This is a genomic window from Carbonicoccus niuqiaonis (assembly GCF_050157065.1).
GTDB lineage: Bacteria > Actinomycetota > Actinomycetes > Propionibacteriales > Propionibacteriaceae > Avipropionibacterium.
Map to the genome: position 1 here is coordinate 3956634 of NZ_CP189573.1, position 21442 is coordinate 3978075.

The 21442-nt window shown below is 68.6% G+C and carries 14 protein-coding genes; 8 read left to right on the forward strand and 6 right to left on the reverse strand.

Going from position 1 to position 21442, the window contains the following annotated elements:
* The first annotated feature begins 35 nt into the window (after positions 1-35).
* From yczE to ACQBAU_RS18035, 4 genes are all read left to right on the forward strand, one after another.
* Positions 36-734: a membrane protein YczE gene (yczE, locus tag ACQBAU_RS18020; protein ID WP_465256974.1), complete on the forward strand. Its 699-nt coding sequence runs from the start codon at positions 36-38 to the stop codon at positions 732-734.
* Between the two features lie 93 nt (positions 735-827).
* Positions 828-2009, forward strand: a complete 1182-nt coding sequence (locus ACQBAU_RS18025) for a mandelate racemase/muconate lactonizing enzyme family protein (protein WP_434549767.1) — start codon at positions 828-830, stop codon at positions 2007-2009.
* Positions 2006-2803 (forward strand): SDR family NAD(P)-dependent oxidoreductase, encoded by a 798-nt coding sequence (locus ACQBAU_RS18030; protein ID WP_434549768.1) that lies wholly within the window; start codon positions 2006-2008, stop codon positions 2801-2803. The genes ACQBAU_RS18025 and ACQBAU_RS18030 overlap by 4 nt, the downstream gene beginning before the upstream one ends.
* Before the next feature lie 48 nt (positions 2804-2851).
* Positions 2852-3577, forward strand: coding sequence for a class I SAM-dependent methyltransferase (locus tag ACQBAU_RS18035; protein ID WP_465256973.1), 726 nt, complete (start codon positions 2852-2854; stop codon positions 3575-3577).
* 28 nt (positions 3578-3605) lie between these two features.
* On the opposite strand, the gene ACQBAU_RS18040 is transcribed toward ACQBAU_RS18035, so the two are convergent.
* Positions 3606-5216, reverse strand: coding sequence for an LLM class flavin-dependent oxidoreductase (locus ACQBAU_RS18040; RefSeq protein WP_465256972.1), 1611 nt, complete (start codon positions 5214-5216; stop codon positions 3606-3608).
* A gap of 77 nt (positions 5217-5293) precedes the next feature.
* On the opposite strand from ACQBAU_RS18040, the gene ACQBAU_RS18045 reads away from it, so the two are divergent.
* Positions 5294-5797 (forward strand): DUF1697 domain-containing protein, encoded by a 504-nt coding sequence (locus ACQBAU_RS18045; protein WP_434549771.1) that lies wholly within the window; start codon positions 5294-5296, stop codon positions 5795-5797.
* 92 nt (positions 5798-5889) lie between these two features.
* On the opposite strand, the gene ACQBAU_RS18050 is transcribed toward ACQBAU_RS18045, so the two are convergent.
* From ACQBAU_RS18050 to ACQBAU_RS18060, 3 genes are read right to left on the reverse strand one after another with little or no spacing between them, the layout of a single operon-like run.
* Positions 5890-6675: a 2-keto-4-pentenoate hydratase gene (locus ACQBAU_RS18050; RefSeq protein ID WP_465256971.1), complete on the reverse strand. Its 786-nt coding sequence runs from the start codon at positions 6673-6675 to the stop codon at positions 5890-5892.
* Between the two features lie 10 nt (positions 6676-6685).
* Positions 6686-7684 (reverse strand): NAD-dependent epimerase/dehydratase family protein, encoded by a 999-nt coding sequence (locus ACQBAU_RS18055; RefSeq protein WP_465256970.1) that lies wholly within the window; start codon positions 7682-7684, stop codon positions 6686-6688.
* A 21-nt stretch (positions 7685-7705) separates the two neighbouring features.
* Entirely contained in the window at positions 7706-8638 is a 933-nt protein-coding gene (locus ACQBAU_RS18060; RefSeq protein ID WP_465256969.1) for a phytanoyl-CoA dioxygenase family protein, read from the reverse strand.
* Between the two features lie 134 nt (positions 8639-8772).
* Here ACQBAU_RS18060 and ACQBAU_RS18065 point away from each other — a divergent pair, with 134 nt between their 5' ends.
* From ACQBAU_RS18065 to ACQBAU_RS18075, 3 genes are read left to right on the forward strand one after another with little or no spacing between them, the layout of a single operon-like run.
* Entirely contained in the window at positions 8773-9687 is a 915-nt protein-coding gene (locus ACQBAU_RS18065) for a helix-turn-helix domain-containing protein (protein WP_465256968.1), read from the forward strand.
* A 37-nt stretch (positions 9688-9724) separates the two neighbouring features.
* Positions 9725-10384, forward strand: coding sequence for a class I SAM-dependent methyltransferase (locus ACQBAU_RS18070; RefSeq protein WP_465256967.1), 660 nt, complete (start codon positions 9725-9727; stop codon positions 10382-10384).
* Between the two features lie 10 nt (positions 10385-10394).
* Positions 10395-11138 carry a YwaF family protein gene (locus tag ACQBAU_RS18075; protein ID WP_465256966.1) on the forward strand — a complete coding sequence of 248 codons (744 nt, stop codon included), beginning with the start codon at positions 10395-10397 and terminating at the stop codon, positions 11136-11138.
* 63 nt (positions 11139-11201) lie between these two features.
* Here ACQBAU_RS18075 and ACQBAU_RS18080 read toward each other — a convergent pair whose 3' ends face one another.
* Positions 11202-16172, reverse strand: coding sequence for a heparinase II/III domain-containing protein (locus tag ACQBAU_RS18080; protein WP_465256965.1), 4971 nt, complete (start codon positions 16170-16172; stop codon positions 11202-11204).
* A 194-nt stretch (positions 16173-16366) separates the two neighbouring features.
* The gene (locus ACQBAU_RS18085) at positions 16367-21340 is read right to left on the reverse strand and encodes a heparinase II/III domain-containing protein (protein WP_465256964.1); all 4974 of its coding nucleotides are present in this window, start codon (positions 21338-21340) and stop codon (positions 16367-16369) included.
* Between the last annotated feature and the right edge of the window lie 102 nt (positions 21341-21442).

The following is a 21442-nucleotide window of genomic DNA, read 5'->3' on the forward strand; positions in this document are numbered from 1 at the left end:
GCTGGGCCTGGACCGACAACGTCGATGATGGAGGTGTGAAGAGGACGCCCGAACCCGAGACGCCACGGGCCCTGCTGGGACTGCAACAGATGTCACCCCGACAGCAGCTGCGGGCAGGCCGACTGCCGCGACGTCTGACCCAGCTCTTCGCCGGCCTGACCCTCTTCGGCCTGTCGATGGCCATGCTGATTCGGGGCGGCCTGGGGATGATCCCGTGGGACGTGTTCCATGCCGGGGTCACCAAGCACCTACCGCTGAGTTTCGGGACCGTCGCGATCATCACCGCACTCATTGTCCTGCTGCTCTGGATCCCACTGCGCGAAGCGCCCGGACTGGGCACCATCGCGAATGCGATCTGGGTGGGGGTCGCCGTCGACGTGTTCCTGGCACTGCTCAGCGCGCCCGAGGGGCTGGTCGCCAGGTTCGCCATGATGCTCGGCGGCATCGTGCTGAACGCCGTGGCCACGGCGCTCTACATCGGGGCCCAATTCGGGCCCGGCCCACGTGACGGGCTGATGACGGGGCTGGCCCGACGCCTACCGATCAGCCTGCGCGTGATCCGTACCGGCATCGAGGTGGTCGTCGTGCTCGCAGGCTGGCTGCTCGGCGGCGTGGTCGGTCTCGGCACGGTGCTGTTCGCCCTGTGCATCGGACCCCTGACCCAGTTGTTCCTCCCACCGCTGATGGTCCGGGTCGACCGACCGTCTCGCCCCGAAGGGCCCACGTCGGCCTGAGCTGAGGACCAGCGGCACTCGACCGGCTGACGACCTTTGAGATTTCGGCCTGCTCACCGTGCAACCCCGCCACCGAGTGTGTTTGGATGCCACATGCGCATCGTGGATGTGGACACGTTCGTGCTCAGCATCGATGCTGGCGAGTCGTATCAGGGCACCGCCCCAGCCGGCACCACCGCTGCGGACGGGTACTACGTGAAGCCACCCTGGCGCAGTCTGTACTCACCGCGGTTCGAGTCGCTGCTGGTGCGGGTCACCGCCGAGGACGGCACCTTCGGCTGGGGTGAGGCGCTGGCGCCGGTCGCCCCCGACGTACCGGCCGCCGTCGTCGCGCGGTTGCTGGCGCCGGTGCTCCGCGGCCTCGACGCCGCGGCACCGCGCCCGGCCTGGCACACGCTGCGGAACCTGATGCGAGAACGTGGGCACCTGGTCGGGCACCAAGCCGACGCGTTGGCCGCGGTCGACATCGCCCTGTGGGACTTGGCCGGGCACGTGACCGGGAGAAGCGTCTCCGACCTGCTCGGCGGCGCCTTTCGCCGTACCGTCCCCACCTATCTGTCCGGGCTCCCCGCCGAGACCGACGAGGCCCGCGCCGAACTGGCCCGAAACGCCGTGGCACAAGGCGTCCGTACGGTGAAGCTCCACCTGGGCAACGGGGTCGAGGCCGACTTGGCCACCGTCGATGCGGTCCGCGCCGCCGCACCCGAACTCCGCCTCGCCGTGGACGCCCACTGGGTCTACACCCTGCACGAGGCGCTCGCCCTGGCCGACGAACTCGCGACGAGGAAGGTCTGGTTCCTCGAAGCGCCACTGGAGCCGGAGGACCTGGCGGGCCATGCCGCACTGGCCGCACGCAGCCCGCTCCCTGTCGCGGTGGGCGAGGCGCTGCGCAACCGGTACGAGTTCGCCCAGTGGCTCGACGCGCGGGCACTGGCGATCGCGCAACCCGACACCGGCCGGACCGGGATCACCGAAGCCATGGTGATCGCCGAGCTCGCTGCTGCCAGGCACGTCCCGCTCGCGCCACACCACTCGACCGGACTGGGCGTCGTACTCGCGGCCGGGCTGCACGTGGCCGCAGCGGCGGAGAACCTTGCCGTCTTCGAGTACCAGGCCCGGTCCACCGAGGTCGGCACCACGATCCTGGCCGAACCGATCGCCCGGACCGGGGACACCTTCACTCTGCCGACCGGGCCCGGGCTGGGCATCGAGGTCGACCTCGCAGCCGTCGAACGACTGGCCTCCGACGCCCGTGGCGCAGGTGAGCGACTATGACTTTCTCGTCCACGACGCCACCGCCCGGAACACCACCGACGGGCGTGGTGGTGGTCGGTGCGTCGACCCCGATCGGTCGGGCCATCACCGCCCGATTCGTGGCCGACGGGGCCAGCGTGGTCGGCGCGTCACTCGAACCCGCCGACGACCCCCAGCTGACCGCCCACCTGGTCGCGGATGCCGCCACCACCGCCGGGGCCGAGGAACTGGTCACCGTGGCCCGGGACCGGCTGGGTCGGGTGGACACCGTCGTCGTCGCCACCGCGATGCAGCGGAGCAGCCCGGTGCACCTGATGACCGATGAGCACTGGCGGGCTTCGTACGCGGGAGCGGTGGACGTGCTGTTCAACGTTGCGCGTGCGGTGGTGCCGCACCTGTACCACGGGTCCGCGATCGTCGCGGTGTCGACGGTGAACGCCACCCGACCGGCCCCGTGGATCAGTGGCTACGCCTCGGCCAAGGCGGCGATGGAGGGACTGGTCCGAGCCCTGGCGGTCGACTACGCAGCCAGCGGGATCAGGTGCAACGCCGTGGCGCCCGGCGTGGTGTTCCGCGAGGACGGGGAAGCGCCCGTCGAGTACCCACTGCGGCGGCGGACCCGCCCCGCCGACGTCGCCGAGGCCGTCCACTTCCTCGGCACAGCACGGTCGGCGGCCATCACCGGGGTGACGCTGCCAGTCGACGGCGGGCTCGGCGTCGCCAGTCCGTCGACGGCGGTGCGGCCCCAGCTCGCCGAGCGGGCGGCGGACCGGCCCGACCCGGCGGCATCGGACGTGCCCGACACTCGGACATAGACTCGCGGCCTGCAACGCCCTTCGACGGAAGGCTCCATCATGTCGACGATGAGCAATGCCGAGGCGATCGCACGGTGGTCGGCGATGCCGGCCTCGGCCATGGACGCCTACGACGACCAGGGCGACTTCCCGAAGCGCCACCTGCTCAACGACCACCTGTTGCGGTTGTTGGGGCCGGTCCGCGGTCACCGCGTGCTGGATGCGTGCTCCGGTCAGGGATACTTCAGCCGGATCCTGGCTCGCCACGGTGCTGACGTGACCGGCGTCGAGCCGGCCGATGCGCTGATCGAACGGTCGCGCCAACTCGAGCAGGACAGCCCGCTCGGGATCACGTACCACCAGGAAGACCTGGCACAGCTGCCCGCGTTCGACCAGCCGTTCGACGCGGTGGTGTGCAGCATGGTCCTGTTGGCGATCCCTGACTGGCGACCGGCCATGGCCTCCTGCGTGTCAGCCCTGCGTCCCGGCGGTCGATTCGTCTTCTCGGTGGTCCATCCCGCATTCGAGAACTTGTGGCGCACCTGGCAACGGCACGGCCACTACCAGCTCGACCGCTACCTCGACGAGTACGAGATCCCCAGCGCACAAGGGATGTCAGACTTCCACCGGCCCCTGTCGGCCTACGTCAACGAGGTGATCAGCCTCGGCTGTCGGATCACCGAACTGTGCGAACCAGGGCTCGGCCCTGCCGTGGCCCAGCGCAGTGGCATCGACGGGATCGAGTCGTACGTCCAGCTGCCCAACTTCGCCATCATCGGGGCCGAACGCTGTTGATCGCACCGGCCAGATCGTCACGGCTCCGCTAGTTGAGTCCGTACTGTGCCAGCGGGTGCAACAGCTCGCGCTCCTCGTAGCTGAGGTGCGACAACAAGGTGTCGGTCAGCAGGTCGACGTGGTGCTGCAGGGCATCCAGTCGGCGGTCGCCGTCGCTGCCGTACCCCTCACCGTCGACGACCGCGACCAGCGCCTGGTCGAGCCCGTCGAGCACGTCGGCGATGACTTCGTGCTCGTACTCCAAACGGTCCATCAGTGGAGCGAGTCGCTCGTCGGAGCGCCGCAGGTGTGGAAAGACACTGCGGTCCTCGAGGGTGTGGTGACCGGTCACGATCCGGCAGTACGACGCACAGTAGGCACCCAGCGTCCAGTTGTTCTGTCGCATCGTCATCGTGTTGATCACCGAGCGCGCCTGGCCCACCGACAGGTGACCGGTCCGGACCTGGTCGACGATGTCGCGGACCCGCTCGAGCTCGGCCCGCAGCCCGTCGTGGATGTCGATCAGGTGCTGTGGCTGTGCCAACTGCAGCTCGGAGTAGTCGTACGCCTGAGGCGCCGGCACGGTGGGCCGCTCGCCCTCCTGCCACTCGAGCTCGCCGGTCAGCCGGACCCCGTCGTCGGGTGTCGGTCGGACGGACAACTGCTGGTTTGCTGCCTCGCCGGCGACGACAGCATGATCAACACTTTCACGCTCAGGCTCCGCAGGCTCATCACGACCTTGATCAACAGAGCTTTGATCAACCGAATCTTGATCAACAGCGGTGACCGGTGGATGTGCGACCAGCTCCCGTACCGCCGGCGCCACCTCCTCGGCGAAGGTACGGATGGCGTCGGCATCATCGGTGGCCAGGATGAATCCGGTGATCCGGTGCTCGTCGGCCAACGTGGCCAACTGCTCGGCCCAGTCGGCCGGGGAGCCCTCCAACAGCCCGCTCCCCCGCCCGAAGCGACCGTGGATGTTGTAGAGCCGACGGATCTCGTCGGGCTGCCGACCTGCCTTCACCGCCCCCTGGTCGATCAGCGCGTTCATCTCGGGCAGCTTGTCCGGCCCGACGTAGCCCATCGACGGGATCCACGCGTCGGCGAGCCGACCCGTCACCCGAAGCATCCGCGGACCGTACGCGCCGATCCAGATCGGGATCTGGTGGGCCGGTTGTGGGCCGGGGCGCAACCCGGAGACCTGGTAGTGCTCCCCGTCCGCACGGACCGTCCGGCCGGACCAGAACTGGCGCAGGATGTCGATCGCCTCGATCAGTGCGTCCACCGACTCCTTCGGCGTACGACGTGGGCCGCCGGCCGCGACGATGCCGTCCCAGAACGCACCGGCGCCCAACCCCAGCTCGACCCTCCCGCCGGTGAGCAGGTCCAAGGTGGCGGCCGACTTGGCCAGCACGGCCGGCGGGCGCAACGGCAGGTTCGTCACGTTGGGCGCCACCCGGATCGCCGAGGTACGGGTGCCGATCGCGGTCAACAGCGTCCAGGTGTCGGCATGCTTCGCCTGGTAGGGGTGGTCCTGCAGCGACACGATGTCGAGCCCGGACACGTCGGCGAGCTGGGCCAGCGCAAGGGTCCGTTCGACCTGGCCCGAGTCCGGGGTGAGAAACACTCCGAATTCCAACTCCACACCCGGATCAGGCATGACCACTCCTCCCGGCCGACCGCCACCGGCGAAGCCACGGGTGGGAGACGGCGACACGTTCCCCTAGGGTCTCACCTGTGGACTACGCACTGTTCCTGCGGGGCATCAACGTCGGCGGAGTGCGGATGGCGATGCCCGAACTGCGCGAGGTGCTGGACCGGGCCGGGTTGGCCGAGGTCAGGACCTACCTGAACACCGGCAACGTGACGTTCGGCTCGACGAAGTCGGTCGTTCAGGTCGAACGGCTGGTCGCGACGACGTTGGCCGACGCCTTCGACTACACCGCCGCGCTGTACCTGCTGCCGCACGACCGGTTGGCCGTCGTGGTGGCCGGCTACCCGTTCGACACCGACGACGACCACCACCGGTACGCGATCTTCTGCGACGACGCCGACACCGTGACCGAACTGGCCGCAGCAGCCGGCGGGCAGGACGAGGTGGCCGCCGGCGACGGGGTCGTCTACTGGAAGTGCCCGAAGGGCCAGACGCTGAAGACGCCGTTCAGCACCGTCCTGACCAAGCCCCGGTTCCGGGCGAGCACCACCAACCGCAACCTGAACACGGTCGAGAAGATGCTGTGACCCGCGGCCGTACCATCCGTCGCGTGGGTCGGTGGGCCCGACGAAGCGAGCTCCGAGGAGCCTTGTCGGCGGCGACCGGGTGAGCCCTGAGCTCAGCCCCGGACTCGACAGCTGACGCCACCGACTCCGGCAGCGGTCACCTCGACACGTTGGCCGGACACCACGTCGTGGATCCCGGTGATCGCGCCGGTCGCCAGCAGTTCTCCGGCCCGTAGGGTCCGACCACGTCGGGCAAGGATGGTCAGTGCCTGCGCCACGGCGGTGGTGATGCCGCCGGGGAGGTTGGCCGTCGATCCGGTGCCGACCGAACGGCCGTCGATCATGGTCTCGATGCCGATCGAGGACAGCTCGGCCGAGCGCCAGTCGCCGAGCTCCGGACCGACCACCAGCCCGTTGTTGTTGCCGAAGTCGGCGGCGACCACCCGCGGGCCGAGCGCGTTGATGTCGGCGATCGGACTGCTGGCGACCTCGATCGCAAGGAAGGCGGTACCGGCCAGCTCGGCCACGTCGTCGACCGTCCACGACTCCCGTGACGGCGGATCGGCGTCGAGGCGTACGGTCACCTCGGCCTCGGCCGCGGCGAAGCCCTGGCCGAAGATCGCCATGGTGGGTTGCCGACCGTCACCATCGATCACCTCGAGCTGTTCGGCCCAGATCGGGCCCACCAGCCGTTCGTCACCGTCGTCGCCCCGGTTCTCCGGCGCGACGTAGCCGATCTTCCACCCCACGACGGTGCCCGGCCAGCTGGTGATCACCTGGTCCTGGATGGCGTACGAGGCGGTGAGGTCGGCGGGGGTGTCACCGGGGAACCCGGGCAGGCCGTGACCGGACGCGCGGGCCTCGGCCAGGATCGCCGGCACGTTCAGACGGTTGTCCATGATCAGCTCCTCAGCGGCCGAGGCCGCGGACCGCGTCGACGATGCGGGTCAGGGTCGTGTCGAGCACCGGGTCGACGACCCGGCGCGCCTCGTCGGCGTCGAACCACGCCACGATGTCGCGAACCCCGGTGGCGTACGGGATGGTCGGGTTGAACTCCGGGACGACGGCCCTGATCAGGCTGTTGTCGAAGATCATCGTGTGCGACTTGTCGCCGAGCCATCCGGGCGCCAGCTCGGGGAGGAAGTGTGCCAAGGAGTCAGTGGCGAGGTGGACCAGGTCGGGCTCGACGCCGAGCGCTTCTCCGTACAGCCGGTAGATCTGGTCCCAGGTCAGAGATTCGTCCGAGGTCAGGTGGAAGCTGCCGCCGAGGGCGGCCGGGTTGCCGAACAGCCCGGCCAAGCCGACCGCCACGTCGTCGGTGTGGGTCTGCACCCAACGGGAGGTGCCGTCGCCGGGAACGACGACCGGCAGGCCGCGGCGGATCCGGTCCGCCGCAGTCCAACCCCCGAGCAACGCGATCTTGGTCCGGTCGTAGGTGCTGGACGGCCGGACGATGGTGATCGGAAAGCCGGTGGACCGGAACGCTTCGGCCAACACGACCTCGCAGGCGATCTTCTGCCTGGCGTAGTCCCAGTGCGGGTTGGCCAGCGGGGTCGCTTCGGTGATCGGCAGTCGGGCCACCGGCTTGGCGTAGGCCGAGGCACTGGAGATGAAGACGTACTGCCGGGTGCGGCCGTCGAACAGGTCGATGTCGGCGCGCACGTGGTCGGGGGTGTAGGCGACGAAGTCGGCCACCACGTCCCACGACCGATCTCCCAGCCGGGAACGGATGCCCGCGACGTCACGGATGTCGCCGGTGATCACCTCGGCGCCGTCGGGCCCGGCCCGCCGTGCGGTGGTGCCGCGGTTGAGCAGTGTCACCCGATGCCCCTGGGCAACCGCCCGGACCGCGACGGCACTGCTGATGATCCCCGTACCGCCGATGAGGAGTACCTGAAGTCCCGCCATGGGCGTCAATCTACTGTGCGCTCAGCACGTGACGTCCTTGCCGTCGGCGCCGAACACCTCCAACCGGTTCGCGCGGTACTCCGCCCGCTGCTCCTTGGTCTGCCACATCGCCTCGACCGGCGCGTAGTGCAACTGCAGTGCCCAGCGTCGACGATCGGACCGATTGTCGGGGGTGCCGTGGTGCAACAGGCCGTCGAAGACCAGCACCCCGCCGGGGTCGAGCGGGACGGCGACCGCTTCGGTGGCACGGACCTCGGTGTCGCAGATCTGGTAGTCCCGCCGGTTGAAGTGGACCACCGGCCCGCCGCGATGGCTGCCCGGGATGACGTGCATGCAGCCGTTGCCGGCATCGGTCGGGTCCAGGGCGATCCAGAACCCGACGACCGGTGCGCCGTCACGGACGTCGAAGTACGCCTTGTCCTGGTGCCACGGCTTCTCCCGGCCGATCCCGGGAGGCTTGAGCAGCGCCTGGTCGGCGAACAGCGTCGGCTCGGAGCCGAGCACCTCGGCCGCCATGGCGAGGATCGTCGGATGTTCGGCGATCGCGGTCAGCCGCGGATCCTTGTCGGCGTAGTAGATCAACTTCCGGACACTGGCCCGCCGTTCGGTCAGGTCCATCGTGGGCAACTTCTCCCGAACGCCGCCCTCCCACTGGATCCCGCGGAAGCCGGGCACCGCACCACCGATCAGTGCGTCGATGCCACCCTTCGCAGCCTCGACCTCGGACGGGGTGAGCGCATCGGCGACGGCGAGGAATCCCTGCTCGCGGTAGCGAGCCAGCCGTTCGGCGTCGCCGGGTAGCAGACCGCCCGGGAGCGGTACCTCGTCCCGGGCCGGGGCGTACAGGTCGGGATCGTAGTCACCACCGCCGGAGTCGAACGAGCCGTCGGCCTCGGTAGGGCTCGGGTTGTCGGGCGGCTCGGTGAGGTCGGGACGGCGGGTCTGCGTTGACATGGTGCTCCTCCACGGTTCGCACTGCAGCACCACGGTAGGCCGGACGGCGTCGCCCACGAAAGGGACGATCCTGCGTCAGTCATGCACAATCCTCAGGTGCGCAGGGGCAGAACCATTGCCGTAGAGTGCCCATCATGGCCCGCGCCATGAAGAATCAGATGCTGGTGGCCGGGGGCGACGCCTCGGCCGTACTGCTGGAACCGCTGCTCGTCGACGTGGTGTGCCGCGTCCGCCGGGCCGGATGGTACGAGCTCGACGGCACCTGGGTGCTACCGGAGCGGGTGACCCCGGCGTACGTGCTGTTCATGATCAACTTCGGTACCGCCGAGTTCACCGAGGCGGATCGGCGGTTCACCCTCGGACCGGGGCAGACCCTGCTCACCTCACCGCACGTCGTGCAGTCGGGCCGGGCCCGGTCCACGGAGTTGGCGCTGTCGGTGGTCCACTTCACCGCACACTCGCGGGGTCTGCCCGACGCCCCACCGCTGGCCGGCCTGCCGTCGGTGATCACCAGCTCGGGGCCTCTGCACCGTCGGATCGCGCGCCTCGGCAGGCGGATCGCGGACGAGCTGAGCCGGGGTGCCACCGGCGATCGCGACCTGACACCGGCGATGCTGGCCGCGAACGGCACCTGCAGCCAGCTCGTGGCCGAGCTGTGGCGCACCGCCGTCGCCCAGGGCTGGCAACCGGCCGAGGAACCGGCCCGCGCCGAGGCCGACCTGGCCCGGCTGCGCCCTGCCCTGGAGCTGATCGGCGAACGGTACGCCGAACCGCTCACCGTGGCGGAGCTGGCCGCGGTCGTGCACCTGCACCCGACCTACTTCGCACAGCTCTTCCGACGCACCATCGGGCTGTCCCCCGGCCGATACCTGTCCCACGTCCGGCTCGCCCACGCCCGTGAGCTGCTGCTCGCCACCGGGCTCGGCATCGACCAGGTGGCGATGCGCACCGGCCACGGCTCGGCCTCGTACCTGTCCCGGGTGTTCCGGGCCGCGGAGGGCGTACCACCGGGGACCTACCGCCGGACCGGTGAACGCCTCCAGCCCTGACGCTGGTCCACGTCGCGTACGGGGTTACGGTGGTCCGGTGCAGACAACGGGTGACGTGGCGCAGGCCTACGACACGGTCGCCGCGGCGTACCACCGGTTGATCCCCGACCTGTCGGCCGAGTCCCACCTCGATCGCGCGATGTTGACCGCGTTCACCCATCACGTCGGTGATCACGATGACCACACGGTGCTCGACGCCGGCTGCGGCACCGGCCGAGTGGTGCCCACGTTGACCGCCGCCGGGCTCCGGGTGACCGGGGTGGACCTGTCGGCGGAGATGCTGGCGGTCGCCCGATCCGTCAACCCGGACAGCGAATTCGCCGTCGCCGGCCTCGACCGGCTGCCCTTCGCGTCGGGCCGGTTCGGCGGGGTGCTCGCCTGGTACTCGCTGATCCACACCGCCCCGGCCGAGTTGCCCACCCTCGCCAGCGAGCTGGCCCGGGTGCTCGCCCCGGGTGGATTCCTGTTGGCCGGCTTCCAACTCGGTGCGGGATCGCGGCTGATCACCGATGCGTACGGCCCGCGCATCGCCCTCACCGCCCACCGGTTCAGCCTCGACCTCGTCACCGAGGTGCTGGCCGGGGCAGGGTTGCAGCGGATCGCTGCCGCCGATCGGGAGCCCGCCGGGGAGGCGTACGGCCAGGGGTTCGTGCTGGCCAGGAAGGGCCACGTCGACGGCCGATCAGCGGCCGGTTAGCCTCCTACCCGTGAGCCCGGAGCTGCAGGACCTGCTGTTCACCTCGTACGGCCCCGTCCACCGGACCATGGTCGCCCTGACCGCGGTCGGTTCGGTGGTGATGGTGTGGCTCGGTCGTCGGCACCGGGGGACCCCGATGGCGACCACCTTCTCCCGCGGTTTCGGGATCGTGATGGCGGTCGTCACGGTCGGGTTCTTCCTGCTGTGGTTGTGGCCGTCTCTGTTCAACCTCGACCAGTCGTTGCCACTGCACTTCAGCGACGTGCTGCGGTTCATGGCCGCGCTGGCGCTGCTGACCCACCGCAGACTGCCGGTAGCGGTGACCTACTACTGGGGGTTGACGCTCAACATCCAGTCCCTGCTGACACCCGACCTCACGCCGATGGTGCTTCCGGCGGCAGAGTTCGTGTCGTACTGGCTCCAGCACATCATGATCATGTGGGCGGTCTGCTACCTGACCTGGGGGTTGAAGCTGGCCCCGGACTGGCGCAGCTACCGCCTCACACTGGTGTTCACCCTCGGCTTCGCAGCCGTGGTGTTCACCATCAATTCGGTCCTGGGCACCAACTACGCCTACCTGAACCGCAAGCCGGCCAGCACGTCGGCGCTGGACCTGTTGGGTGGCTGGCCGCTGTACCTGCTGGTCGTGCTGGTGCTGATGATCGTGGTCTGGGGACTCATGACGTGGCCATGGACGCGAAGATCGCGGACGGCGGCCGAAGCGGAGACCTTACCGGCGTCGGTCCGCAGCTGACGCCTCCGCGGGAACGGCGCTGGCGCCCTCGACCGACCACCGACCGGTCGAGGGCGCCGGCGGTCAGCCCGCCAGCTGGCGTTGCCAGCCCTCGGCGGTACCGGCCAGCCAGCCGTACGCCTGCTCACTCAACGCGGCCCTGATCGGGGCGGTGTCGATCTTGGCGACGATCTCACCGACCGTGTCCTGAGCCGCGGCCGTCCGACCCGCCTCGGCGTGGCGCGCCGCCACGTCGACCAGACTGCTGATGGCACGGCCGCCGGCGCCGTCAAGCGCGGTGCGGAACTGGGTGTACAGCTCCCGCAGTCGTGCCGCCGCGTCGGTCGGTTCGGTGACCCGCAAGGGGATCCGGACGGCCCGTCCGTCGGCCAGGTCGTAGGTGAACCCCTTGTCGAAGTCCTTCGGATCGACATAGGCCCTGACGGGTGTGACGTTGCCGATCGACAGCACGGCCTGGGTCGCCGACCAGGACGACACCGCCTCGATCCGGTAGACCGCATTGCGGACCCCGTCGTCGTCGACGAACACGTACCGGCCCACCAGGTCGTCGGCGGTGACCTGCGGTGTCTGCTCCCCGTCCAAGGTGACGGTGATCGAGTTCTCATCACTCAACTCCCGGGTGAACGATGCCACCGAACCGGTCAGCCCGGCAAGCTCGCCGAACACCGGCCCGAACTCGGTCCCGTCCATCAGTCGAACCGTGTCCTCGGTGCCCGGTCGGGTCGTCAGCACCCCCAGCCGGCCACGGAACCGGAGGCCGTCGACCAGATAGGTCTGCGCCGGATCGATGGCATGCACGATCGTGTCCACCCGGCCGCCGGGCAGGCTGACCCGGACGGCCCGGACCTCCTGCGGCGAGGTCGCCGCCCCGTCGAGCGTGGTGACCGGGACCACCTCGGCACCCTGCACGATCCGTTCACCACGATAGGGCTCGATCACCCCGGTGAAGGTCGATTCACCCGTCGACGCCGACTTCGCCAACAGGTAGCGCAGCTGCTCCGGGTTGCCCGGCTTGTTCTGCGGCGGCTCACAGTTCGCCAATGCGACGTCATCATGATCACCGAGCAGCGTCAGCCGGAGGTTGACGTCGGTCTGGGCGTCCGCGCCGCCACCGTGCACGTTCCAGGTGTCCTTCAACTGCTGCCAGGTCACCGAGAAGTCGCCGGTGGCACCGGTTCGTCGGTCGACGTCGTAGAAGTAGCTGAACCCGGTCGGGTCGTTCACGGTGTCGTCGTACGGGACGGTCGGGCCGGCGTAGCTGCCGACGTACTTCCCGGCACCGTCCTGCTGCGGAGTCAGCTCGACCCCTTCGGCGACGACCGAGGTGGCGTCCATCGAGTGGAAGCTGTACAGGTGCCGTTCGCCACCGCGGACCCGGAACAGGTCGACCAGGTAGGACTCGTCCTCGTCGATCCGTATAGTCACCAAGGTCCGCCGGTACTGCTCCACCTGGCTGTACGCCTGCGGTGTGTCGACCTCGACCACCTGGACGTCCGCGCCGACGTCGATCAACTTCGGGAAGCCGACCACGACGCTGCTCTGTGGGTTGTCGTCGACCACCACGGTGTTGTGGCTGATCGTGTTCAACACCAACGACCGGCGGTGCATGTCGATCGAGTTCGCATACCGCGGGTAGCCCATGTCGGGCAGCAGGTCCATGCCGTACGCGTAGTGGTTGATGTTGAGGTTGTCCCGGTGGCCGTGACCGGTGTTGCGGCCGAAGTAGAGCCAGCTGCCTCGCTGGCTGCCATGATCGACATCGCCCGGGTCGGCCGGGCCGACCATCAGCGAGCGCAGGCCACACTTGAGCCCGGGCACGGCTTCCACGAGCTCGAACCGGATGTCATGATCACCCGCAGCAAGATCAACTGCGCCGATCTGTCGGACGTCGGCACCGGCTCCGGCGAACGAGAACCGATCGGCGACCACGGTCCCGTCCAGGGTGATCCGGTAGACGCCGTAGCTGCCGGCGGTCCAGACGTTGAGACTCAGGGTGTCGGCGATCGGCCGCTCCAAGGTGAACCGGAAGGTGACGTTGTCGCCGACCGCTGTCGCCTCGAACTGCATGGTGCCGTTCGACTCGAAGTACTTGGTCGGCTGGGTCTGCTCGGTGATCGTCATCCCCGAGAACGACTGCTCCACGGCAGGCACCGGCGGCGCGGCGGGCAGCTCGCCGTCCCGGAGTGCGGCGAAGCCGTACCCGGTGAGCACCCCGGACGGTTCCTGCCAGCGACCGTGCTCGTCCACGGCTGCCTGGACCAGGTCGGCCACCCCGTCCGGATCGGGGTCGAAGATGCCGTTGCGCAGACCGGTCGAGGTGTGGCCGTTGACGGCGTGCAGGACCCGTGCGTAGATCGGGTCCCCGGTCTTGGCGAAGGCGCGCAACATCAAGTTCGGCCGGATTTCCATCACCCGGTTGCCGGTCGCACCGCTGTCACCGATCGTGGGGGTGTACGTGCCCAGCATCGTCAACGGATAGATCCCGTCGAACATCTTCATGAACTTGGGGTTGGCGTACAGGTCGTAGTTGGGCATGCCGTCGAGCTCGTACCCGTCGAGGTAGTCGGCCACGTTGGTGAACGAGTTCAGCCACAGGGTGTTGTAGCCCGGTGCCGCCTCGTTGCCGTTGCCGTCCCGGTCGACGAGGTCGACGAACAGGCTGCCCATGTTGCCGCCCTCGACGACGGAACCGGTGACCGCACCGGTGGCGAAGTTGAACGCCAACATCTCGTCGGTCTCGGGCATGCTGTCCAGCACCACTGCCGCGATCGCGAGGGTGGACTGGTGCATCCCGTTGTTGCCCCGGATCTCGCTGCGCTTGACCGCCGGCAGGATCTCCCGCAGGATGCCGTCCTCGATGTTGCGCCGGATCCGTTTGACGTTGGTCTTGTCCATCCGCTTCGTCGCGCCGTCGAGGAACGCCAGCGCCTCCGCCGACACCGGGGCGGTCGCATCATCTGCCAGCGCAGGGAAGAACGAGTCGTACGCCATGATGTAGGGCCGGATCAGTCCGGTCTCCCAGATCGACCCGATCACCTTGCCGCGGCTGGTGTTGCCGTTGCTGTTGAGGTACCCGTCCGGGTAGGTCCACTTGTCAAGGTCGAGCGACGGGTAGACGTCGGCGACCCGGTCCAACAGCACGATGCCGGCATCGGCGTACTTGACGTCCCCGGTGTAGAGGTAGGCCTCGGAGAAGGCGGCGATCGCCTGCGCCAGGACGCCGCCGTGCCACACCTCCCAATGGGCGTAGTAGGCGATCGGGGTGTAGCGCGACCCGTCCTCGAGGATCGTGCCGGCCCCGTTGTCGACCCCCCACGTCTCCCCCTTCTCCGGGTACAGCACGTTGACCAGGTTGCCGGGCTCACCGGAAGCGATCAGTTCGTCGTTGTGGCGGGCCGCCCGCTCGGCGTTGAACAGTCCTTGGCCGTCGAGCCCGCCTTCGTAGTAGGCCGCGAAGTCGTTGGTCGGGAAGTCGAACTGACAGTTGGGGCAGGTGAGCTTCCACGGCTTCTCCCACACGTCCGCGGTGTACGGGTACTGGCCGTACGCATGGACGGCGGTGCCACAGTTGAGGCAGCCGTTCTGCTCGTTGCTGGTGAAGCCGTAGCTGCGTGGGATGTCCTGGGACGGGACCTGCTTCCAGAGGTTCTCGGCGCCGATCGCCAGGAACGGGGCTGCCGCGGTGATCGCGTTCTCGCGCATGGCGGCCGCCCAGCCCAGGTTGGCGATGTTCTCGGCGGCGGTCGCCCGGCGCTCGTCGGTCCAGTAGCTGGCACGGGTCTTGGACGTCTCCAGCACCTTGATCGACACCTCGAGGGTGTCCGACACCTCACCGTCGGCGTTGCTCGCGGTACCGGTGACCGTGATGTCGCCGGCCTCGGCGGCGTGCAGCAGGCCGACGCCCTCGACCGTGGCGACGCCACTCGGCTCGACGGTCCACTCCCAGGTCATCGCATCCGGGTCCAGCGTGCCGCCGGCCAACGTCGGGATGGTTCGGTCGAGCAGTGTGGTGTCGCCCACGAACAGGTTCCCGGGGGTCGACAGCTCCAGCCCCGCCGGAGCGCCTCCCTGCTTGATCGCCACGTCCAGGCTCAACTCCTTCGTGACGTCCCCCTGGGACACCTGAGCGGTGACGGTGGTGGTGCCCAACTGCTTCGCCTGTACGTCGAAGTAGCCACCCGGCGCGGCGGTCACGGTCAGGTAGGCCGTGTCGACCGCCAGCTCGACCGAGTCGGCCTCGACCAGCACACCACGGCCGTCGGCTGACGTCCCGACGACCCGGATCGTGCCTTCACCCCCCACCATCAAGGTGCCGGCCTGCAGCTCGACATCGGCGAGGTCGGCGACCTCGGCGTCGGAAGCGGGGTCGGCGAGCGCGAAGCGGCCGTCGCCCCCGGTGGAGACCTGGGTCCAGTTGACCGCGGCCCCGTCGTCGAACTTCTGCTCGAAGGTGACGGTGCCCCCTGAGCGGACTTCGATGTTGTCGAAGTGGCCGGTGCCGTTGTAGGTCGCCGACGAAATGTCGCCGATGTAGCCGTAGTAGGTGTGGTCGACGTCGGGCTCGATGCCGAACCGGGTCGTGGTGCCGCTGCTGAGCCGCACCCCGTCGACGAAGATCGTGACGTGACCGGCGGCGTCGAACTCGAGCACGAAGCGGTGCCAGGTGTCGGCGGCAAGCGGTTGGTCGATCGGGAACTGCCCCTTGATCGTCTGGACCTGCAGCCGGTCACCGTTCTGGCGGACCTGGGGCCCGCGGTAGGCGCCGTCGAACGACGCGTAGACGAGGAAGCCGGACATCGTGCCGGCGGGGTAGCGGTAGTCGAAGGTGACCCGGAAGTCACCGCTCACCGCAGGCATGGTGGTACGGCCGAAGGCCTTGAGCGACCCCGGGCCACCGACCAACAGACTGTTCGGTGTCGCTGCGGCGGCCAGGTCGGTGGTGAGGATTCCCGAGCCGACAGCGACCGCTGCCACCCCCGAGAACCTCAACACGCTACGGCGGGACACGGTCGGGTCGGGCAGAGACGGCGTCATCGGTGACTCCTCGGGGGATGAGCACAAGGGGGCTGGGATCGGACTCTTGCGGCAGTTTCGGCCAGCCGAAACAGCTACCTTGGAGGGTACGAGCGGCGCCCCGGCCTGTCAACGGTTGCGAGCGGCGGTCCCGTCGCCGAGGCGGGCGTCATGGCCACCGCCATGACGCCCACCGTCCTGCAGGGGTCGACTCGTCAGCCCACGAGCTGGCGTTGCCAGCCCTCGGCGGTACCGGCCAGCCAGCCGTACGCCTGCTCACTCAACGCGGCCTCGATCGGTCCGGTCTTGATCTTGGTGACGATCTCGTCGACCACCGATGCAGCCGCATCCATCCGGTTCGCCGCGACGTGTCGGACTGCGGCTTCGGCCAGGGTGCTGATCGCGGGGCCGCCGGCGCCGTCGATCGCGGTGCGGAACTGGGTGTGCAGCTCCCGCAGTCGTGCCGCCGCGTCGGTCGGTTCGGTGACCCGCAAGGGGATCCGGAACGCCCGGCCGTCGGCCAGGTCGTAGGTGAACCCCTTGTCGAAGTCCATGGTGTCGACGTACGACCGCACCGGTGACACGTTGCCGATCGACACCACTGCCTGGGTCGCCGACCACGACGACACCGCCTCGATCCGGTAGACCGCATTGCGGACCCCGTCGTCCTCGACGAACACGTACCGCCCGACCAGGTCGTCGGCGCTCACCTGAGCCGCTCGTTCGCCGTCCAGGGTGAGCGTGATCGAGTTCTGATCACTCAACTCCCGGGTGAACGACGCGACCGTCCCGGTCAACGCGTCCAACTCACCGAAGGCAGGCCCGAACTCCGTCCCGTCCATCAACCGCACCCTGTCCTGGGTGTCGGGCTGGGTCGTCAGCACCCCCAGCCGGCCACGGAACCGGAGCCCGTCGACCAGGTAGGTCTGTGACGGATCGATGGCGTGCACGATCGTGTCGACCCGGCCGCCGGGCAGGGTGACCCGGACCGCCCGGACGTCCTGCGGCGAGGTCGCCGCCCCGTCGAGCGTGGTGACCGGCAGCACCTGGGCACCCTGCACGATCCGCTCACCACGGTACGGCTCGATCACGCCGGTGAAGGTGCTCTCACCCGACGTCGCCGACTTCGCCAACAGGTAGCGCAGCTGCTCCGGGTTGCCCGGCTTGTTCTGCGGCGGCTCACAGTTCGCCAACGCGACGTCACCATGATCACCCAGCAGGGTCAGCCGTACGTTGACATCCGTCGTCGAGTCGACCCCGCCGCCACGGACGTTCCAGGTGTCCTTCAGCTGCTGCCAGGTCACCGAGAAGTCGCCGGTGGCACCGGTTCGCCGGTCCACGTCGTAGAAGTAGCTGAACCCCGTCGGGTCGTTCACGGTGTCGACGTAGGGCACCGTCGGACCGGCGTAGCTGCCGACGTACTTCCCGGCGCCGTCCTGCTGCGGGGTCAACTCGACACCCTCGGTCACCACGGCCGTGGCATCCATCGAGTGGAAGCTGTAGAGGTGCCGTTCGCCACCGCGGACCCGGAACAGGTCGACCAGGTAGGACTCCTCATCATCGATCCGCACGGTCACCAGAGCCCGTCGGTACTGCTCCACCTGCTCGTACGCCTGCGGTGTGTCGACCTCGACCACCTGGACGTCCGTGCCGACGTCCATCAGCTTCGGGAAGCCGACCACGACGCCCTGCTGACCCACGTCGTCGACCACCACGGTGTTGTGCGCGATGGTGTTGATCACCAACGACCGGCGGTGCATGTCGATCGAGTTCGCGTACCGCGGATACCCCATGTCCGGCAGCAGGTCCATGCCGTACGCGAAGTGATCGATGTTCAGGTTGTCCCGGTGCCCGTGGCCGGTGTTGCGGCCGAAGTACATCGTGCTCCCGCGGCGCGTCCCGTGATCGATCTCGCCCGGCTCCACCGACCCGATGATCATGGACCGCAAGCCCGCCTTCGGACCGGGCATCGCGTCGACCAGCCGGAAGGTGATCGTGTGGTCACCCGCCGTCAGGTTGACCGGCCCGACCGGCCGGGTCTGTGCGCCGCCGCCGCCGGCGAACGAGAACCGCTCGGCCACGACCTGGTCGTCGACGGACACCGAGTAGACGCCGTACGACCCGGCGGTCCAGACGTTCAGGCTCAGCGTGTCCTGCACCGCGGAGGTCAACGTGAACCGGTAGCCGATCGTGTCGCCGACCTCTTCGGCCTCGAACTGTGTCGTGCCGTTGCTCTCGAAGAACCGTGTCGGCTTGGTCTGCTCCGTCACCGCCATGCTGGTGAAGTTGATGTCGACGCCCTCGTTCGGCTGCACCTCGGGTGGGACACCGTCGCGGAGGGCCGCGAAGCCGTACCCGGTGAGCATGCGTGACTGCTCCTGCCACTGGCCGTGCTCGTCGATCACGGCCTGGACCTCGGTGGCAACGCCCTCGGGGTCTGCGTCGAAGATGCCGAGCTGGAGGCCGTTCGCGGTGTGGCCGTTGAGTGCGAACAGCACCTGGGCATAGACCGGGTCCCCGGTCTTCTGGTACGCCCGCAGGATCGCCGACTGCGGGATGTTCAACCCGCGGCTGCCCGTGGCTCCGGTGTCACCGATGGTCGGGGTGTACATCCCGAGCATGGTCAACGGGTAGATGCCGTCGAACATCTTCAGGTACTTCGGGTTGGCGTACAGGTCGTAGTTGGGCATCCCCTCCAACCGATACCCGTCGAGGAAGTCGGCCACGTTGGTGAACTGGGTGACCCACAACGCGTTGTAGCCGGGCGCAGCCTCGGTCCCGTTGCCGTCCCGGTCGACGAGGTCGACGAACAGGCTGCCCAGGTTCCCGCCCTCGACGACCGTCCCCGACAGGACTCCGGTGGCGAAGTTGAAGGCCAACATCTCGTCGGTCTCGGGCAGGCTGTCCAGCACCACGGCGGCCGCGGCGAGTGTGGCCTGGTGCATGCCGTTGTTGCCCCGGATCTCACTGCGCTTCACCGCCGGCAGGATCTCCCGCAACAAACCGTCCTCGATGTTGCGCCGGATCCGCTTGATGTTGGTCTTGTCCATCCGCTTCGAGGCGCCGTCGAGGAACGCCAACGTCTCCGCCGACACCGGGTCGGTCGCATCGTCTGCCAGCGCAGGGAAGAACGAGTCGTAGGCCAGGATCCAGTCCCGGATCAAGGTGGTCTCCCAGATCGACCCGACCACCTTGCCGCGACTGGTGTTGCCGTTGCTGTTCAGGTACCCGTCGGGATAGGTCCAGGTGTTCAGGTTGAGCGAGGGGTAGACGTCGGCCAGCCGATCCAGCAGCACCACGCCGGCTTCTGCGTACTGCACCTCGCCGGTGTAGAGGTACGCGTCGCTCAGCGCGGCGATGGCGCCCGACAGTTCACCGCGGTACCAGAGCTTCCAGTGGGTGTAACAGGCGATCGGGGTGTAGCGGGTGCCGTCCTCGAGGACCGTGCCGGCCCCGTTGTCCACCCCCCACGTCTCCCCCTTCTCCGGGTACAGCACGTTGATCAGGTTGCCGGTGCCGCCGGCCGCGATCAACTCGTCGTCGTGCCGCTTGGCCTTGTTGGCGTCGAACAGGCCCTGGGCGTCCAGCCCACCCTCGTAGTAGGCAGCGAAGTCGTTGGTCGGGAAGTCCAGCTTGCAGCTGGGGCACGTGAGCTTCCACGGCTTGTCCCACACGTCGGCGGTGTACGGGTACTGGCCGTACGCGTGGACGTCGGTACCGCAGTTCAGGCAGCCGTTCTGCTCATTGCTGGTGAACCCGTAGCTGCGCGGGACGTCCTGCGAGGTGATCAACTTCCACAGCTTCTCCGGGCCGAGGGCGACGTACGGTGCCGCCGCGGTGACCGCACTGTCACGGATGCTGGCCGCCCATCCAAGGTTGGTCATGTTCTCCCGTGCAACCGCGCGCCGCTCCTCGGTCCAGTAGGAGGCGCGTGTCTTGGCCGTCGTCAACACCATGATCGACAACTCGAGGGTGTCCGACACCTCCCCCCGATCATTGCTCGCGGTGGCGGTGATCGTGATCTCGCCCGCTTCGGCGGCATGCAGCAGGCCGGCGCCCTCGACGGTCGCGACGCCACTGGGCTCGACCGTCCACTCCCACGTCATCTGGTCGGGGTCGAGGGTGCCACCGGCGATCGTCGACACCGCACGGTTCAGCAGTGTGGTGTCGCCGACGAACACGTGGCCGGGAGCGGTGAGCTCGAGTGCGGCCGGGTCACCACCTTCCCTGATCACCACCTCCAGGCTGGCTGACGTGGTGACGCCGTCCTGCGACACCTGCGCCGTGACCGTCGTGGTGCCCAGTTGCTTGGCATGGACGATGAAGGTGCCCCCCAGACCGGGCGTGACCGTGAGGAACGCCGGGTCGACGGTCAGTTGGACCGACTCGGTCTCGACCAGCACTCCCCGCCCCTCGGCCGTCGCCCCGACCACCCGGATCGTGCCCTGCCCGCCGCTCAACAGGGGTTCGGCCGACAATTCGACGGTCGCCAGGATGGGCACCTCGGCGTCCATGGCGGGGTCGGCCAGCCCGAACCGACCATCGCCGGCGGTGGCCATCTGGGTCCACCGGACCGGGGCACCGTCGTCGAACCGCTGCTCGAAGGTGACGGTGTCGCCGGCTCGGACCTCGATGTTGTCGAACCAGGCGGTGCCGTTGAAGTCCGCGGTCGACAGGTCACCGATGTAGCCGTAGTAGGTGTAGGTCACCCCGGTCTCGATCAGGAACTCGGTGATGCCCCGGCTGGTCAGGGGGACCCCGTCGACGAAGATCGTGACGTGACCGGCGGCGTTGAAGACGAGCACGAAACGGTGCCAGGTGTCGGCGGCGATCGGCTGGTCCATGTTGTACACACCGCGCGTCGAGGCCAGCACCAACCGATCCTCGGTCTGCATCAGCCGCGGCCCGCGGTAGGCGGTGTCGAACGACGAGAACAGGTAGTACCCGCTCATCGTGCCGGACGCGTACCGGTAGTCGAAGGTGACCCGGAAGTCACCACTCACCGCAGGCATCTGGATCCGGCCCAGCGCCTTCAACGATCCGGGACCGCCGGCCAGCAGGCTGTTCGGGGTTGCCGCCGCGGCCAGGTCGGTGGTGAGGATCCCCGAGCCGACGGCGACCGCCGCCACCCCCGAGAACTTCAGCACATTTCGGCGGGACACGTTCGGATCGAGCCAGGACGGCGTCATCGGTGACTCCTCGAGAGTGAGCGCCACTGCGCGGCGCAAATTCGGATGGTTTCGGGCATCCGAAACCGTGAGTGGGACGTTACGGGTGTCCTCGGGCCCACG

Coding starts and splice junctions, on each gene's coding strand:
- ACQBAU_RS18080 (WP_465256965.1), bottom strand. CDS start 16,172: ATGACGCCGTCTCTGCCCGACCCGACCGTGTCCCGCCGTAGCGTGTTG.
- ACQBAU_RS18030 (WP_434549768.1), top strand. CDS start 2,006: ATGACTTTCTCGTCCACGACGCCACCGCCCGGAACACCACCGACGGGC.
- ACQBAU_RS18040 (WP_465256972.1), bottom strand. CDS start 5,216: ATGCCTGATCCGGGTGTGGAGTTGGAATTCGGAGTGTTTCTCACCCCG.
- ACQBAU_RS18085 (WP_465256964.1), bottom strand. CDS start 21,340: ATGACGCCGTCCTGGCTCGATCCGAACGTGTCCCGCCGAAATGTGCTG.
- ACQBAU_RS18025 (WP_434549767.1), top strand. CDS start 828: ATGCGCATCGTGGATGTGGACACGTTCGTGCTCAGCATCGATGCTGGC.
- ACQBAU_RS18055 (WP_465256970.1), bottom strand. CDS start 7,684: ATGGCGGGACTTCAGGTACTCCTCATCGGCGGTACGGGGATCATCAGC.
- ACQBAU_RS18035 (WP_465256973.1), top strand. CDS start 2,852: ATGAGCAATGCCGAGGCGATCGCACGGTGGTCGGCGATGCCGGCCTCG.
- ACQBAU_RS18060 (WP_465256969.1), bottom strand. CDS start 8,638: ATGTCAACGCAGACCCGCCGTCCCGACCTCACCGAGCCGCCCGACAAC.
- ACQBAU_RS18065 (WP_465256968.1), top strand. CDS start 8,773: ATGGCCCGCGCCATGAAGAATCAGATGCTGGTGGCCGGGGGCGACGCC.
- ACQBAU_RS18050 (WP_465256971.1), bottom strand. CDS start 6,675: ATGGACAACCGTCTGAACGTGCCGGCGATCCTGGCCGAGGCCCGCGCG.